At 51.0% G+C, this 3,168-nt stretch carries 1 rRNA gene; it reads right to left on the reverse strand.

Annotated elements, in window-relative coordinates:
- Positions 1-70: 70 nt before the first annotated feature.
- Positions 71-3,002, reverse strand: a 23S ribosomal RNA gene (locus CFS04_RS12895).
- Positions 3,003-3,168: the final 166 nt, after the last annotated feature.

Here is a 3,168-nt window from a genome sequence, read left to right on the forward strand (position 1 = left end):
GAAAGAACGTTGTTCTCTCAAAACTAGAGAAGAAAAGTGTTGAGTTACAAAGTAACGAAAACCAGATTAAAAGGTTAAGTCCTCGATCGATTAGTATTTGTCCGCTCCATATGTCGCCATACTTCCACTCCAAACCTATCTACCTGATCATCTTTCAGGGATCTTACTTTCCGAAGAAATGGGAAATCTCATCTTGAGGGGGGCTTCACGCTTAGATGCTTTCAGCGTTTATCCCTGCCGCACATAGCTACCCAGCGATGCTCCTGGCGGAACAACTGGTACACCAGCGGTGCGTCCATCCCGGTCCTCTCGTACTAAGGACAGCTCCTCTCAAATTTCCTGCGCCCGCGACGGATAGGGACCGAACTGTCTCACGACGTTCTGAACCCAGCTCGCGTGCCGCTTTAATGGGCGAACAGCCCAACCCTTGGGACCGACTACAGCCCCAGGATGCGACGAGCCGACATCGAGGTGCCAAACCTCCCCGTCGATGTGGACTCTTGGGGGAGATAAGCCTGTTATCCCCGGGGTAGCTTTTATCCGTTGAGCGATGGCCCTTCCATGCGGAACCACCGGATCACTAAGCCCGACTTTCGTCCCTGCTCGACTTGTCAGTCTCGCAGTCAAGCTCCCTTGTGCCTTTACACTCTGCGAATGATTTCCATCCATTCTGAGGGAACCTTTGGGCGCCTCCGTTACTCTTTAGGAGGCGACCGCCCCAGTCAAACTGCCCACCTGACACTGTCTCCCCACGCGCTAAGCGTGGCGGGTTAGAATGGTCATACAGCGGGGGTAGTATCCCACCAGCGCCTCCTCGCATGCTGGCGCACGCGATTCTTCGGCTCCTACCTATCCTGTACAAGCGGTACAAACATTCCATATCAGGTTGCAGTAAAGCTCCACGGGGTCTTTCCGTCCTGTCGCGGGTAACCTGCATCTTCACAGGTACTATAATTTCACCGAGTCTCTCGTTGAGACAGTGCCCAGATCGTTGCGCCTTTCGTGCGGGTCGGAACTTACCCGACAAGGAATTTCGCTACCTTAGGACCGTTATAGTTACGGCCGCCGTTTACTGGGGCTTCAATTCTGAGCTTCGCAAGAAGCTAACCCATCCTCTTAACCTTCCAGCACCGGGCAGGCGTCAGCCCCTATACGTCACCTTACGGTTTTGCAGAGACCTGTGTTTTTGCTAAACAGTCGCCTGGGCCTATTCACTGCGGCTCTCTCGGGCTTTCACCCTAATAGAGCACCCCTTCTCCCGAAGTTACGGGGTCATTTTGCCGAGTTCCTTAACGAGAGTTCTCTCGCTCACCTTAGGATTCTCTCCTCATCTACCTGTGTCGGTTTGCGGTACGGGCAGTATCTCTCTTCCTAGAGGCTTTTCTTGGCAGCGTGAAATCAGGAACTTCCGTACTTTATTTCCTTCCCCATCACAGCTCATGCTTCGCAAGAAGCGGATTTGCCTACTTCTCACACTCACTGCTTGGACGCACATTTCCATTCGTGCGATTCCCTATCCTTCTGCGTCACCCCATTGGTCAAACAATTGACACTGGTACAGGAATATCAACCTGTTGTCCATCGCCTACGCCTATCGGCCTCAGCTTAGGTCCCGACTAACCCTGAGCGGACGAGCCTTCCTCAGGAAACCTTAGATATTCGGTGGAAGGGATTCTCACCCTTCTTTCGCTACTCATACCGGCATTCTCACTTCTAAGCGCTCCACCAGTCCTTCCGGTCTGACTTCAACGCCCTTAGAACGCTCTCCTACCACGAACCACTTAGTGGTTCATCCACAGTTTCGGTAATACGTTTAGCCCCGGTACATTTTCGGCGCGGGGTCACTCGACCAGTGAGCTATTACGCACTCTTTCAAGGATGGCTGCTTCTAAGCCAACCTCCTGGTTGTCTAAGCAACCCCACATCCTTTTCCACTTAACGTATATTTGGGGACCTTAACTGGTGGTCTGGGCTGTTTCCCTTTCGACTACGGATCTTATCACTCGCAGTCTGACTCCCGAGTATAAGTACATGGCATTCGGAGTTTATCTGAATTCGGTAACCCGAGAGGGGCCCCTAGTCCAAACAGTGCTCTACCTCCATGACTCTTTACCTCGAGGCTAGCCCTAAAGCTATTTCGGAGAGAACCAGCTATCTCCAAGTTCGATTGGAATTTCTCCGCTACCCACACCTCATCCCCGCACTTTTCAACGTGCGTGGGTTCGGACCTCCAGTAAGTATTACCTTACCTTCATCCTGGACATGGGTAGATCACCTGGTTTCGGGTCTACGACCTGTTACTCATGCGCCCTATTCAGACTCGCTTTCGCTACGGCTCCGCTTTTTCCGCTTAACCTTGCAACAAATCGTAACTCGCCGGTTCATTCTACAAAAGGCACGCTATCACCCATTAACGGGCTCTAACTACTTGTAGGCACACGGTTTCAGGTACTCTTTCACTCCCCTCCCGGGGTGCTTTTCACCTTTCCCTCACGGTACTGGTTCACTATCGGTCACTAGGGAGTATTTAGCCTTGGGAGATGGTCCTCCCGGATTCCGACGGAATTTCACGTGTTCCGCCGTACTCAGGATCCACTCTGGAGAGAAGCCTATTTCAACTACCGGGCTTTTACCGTCTCTGGCGGGCCTTTCCAGACCGCTTCATTTATAGCCTTCCTTTGTAACTCCGTATAGAGTGTCCTACAACCCCAAGAAGCAAGCTTCTTGGTTTGGGCTCTTTCCGTTTCGCTCGCCGCTACTCAGGAAATCGATTTTTCTTTCTCTTCCTCCAGGTACTTAGATGTTTCAGTTCCCTGGGTCTGCCTTCCTTATGCTATGTATTCACATAAGGATACTATCCGACTAAAGATAGTGGGTTCCCCCATTCGGAAATCTCTGGATCAACGCTTACGTACAGCTCCCCAAAGCATATCGGTGTTAGTCCCGTCCTTCTTCGGCTCCTAGTGCCAAGGCATCCACCGTGCGCCCTTCCTAACTTAACCTCATAGACTTCTTCGAAGTCCGGTTAATCTGAATCGCGTTTACCAGCGATGATAAACGTCGGTTCATTTGAAAGATACACTTTCAGTTGATTCTCGGTTACTTTTATACAAGTGTTTCCACTTGTGATAACTTTACTAACTTTTCTTATCTAGTTTTCAAAGAACA

The sequence above is a fragment of the Listeria sp. ILCC796 genome (assembly GCF_900186175.1).
In the GTDB taxonomy this organism is placed as follows: domain Bacteria; phylum Bacillota; class Bacilli; order Lactobacillales; family Listeriaceae; genus Listeria; species Listeria goaensis.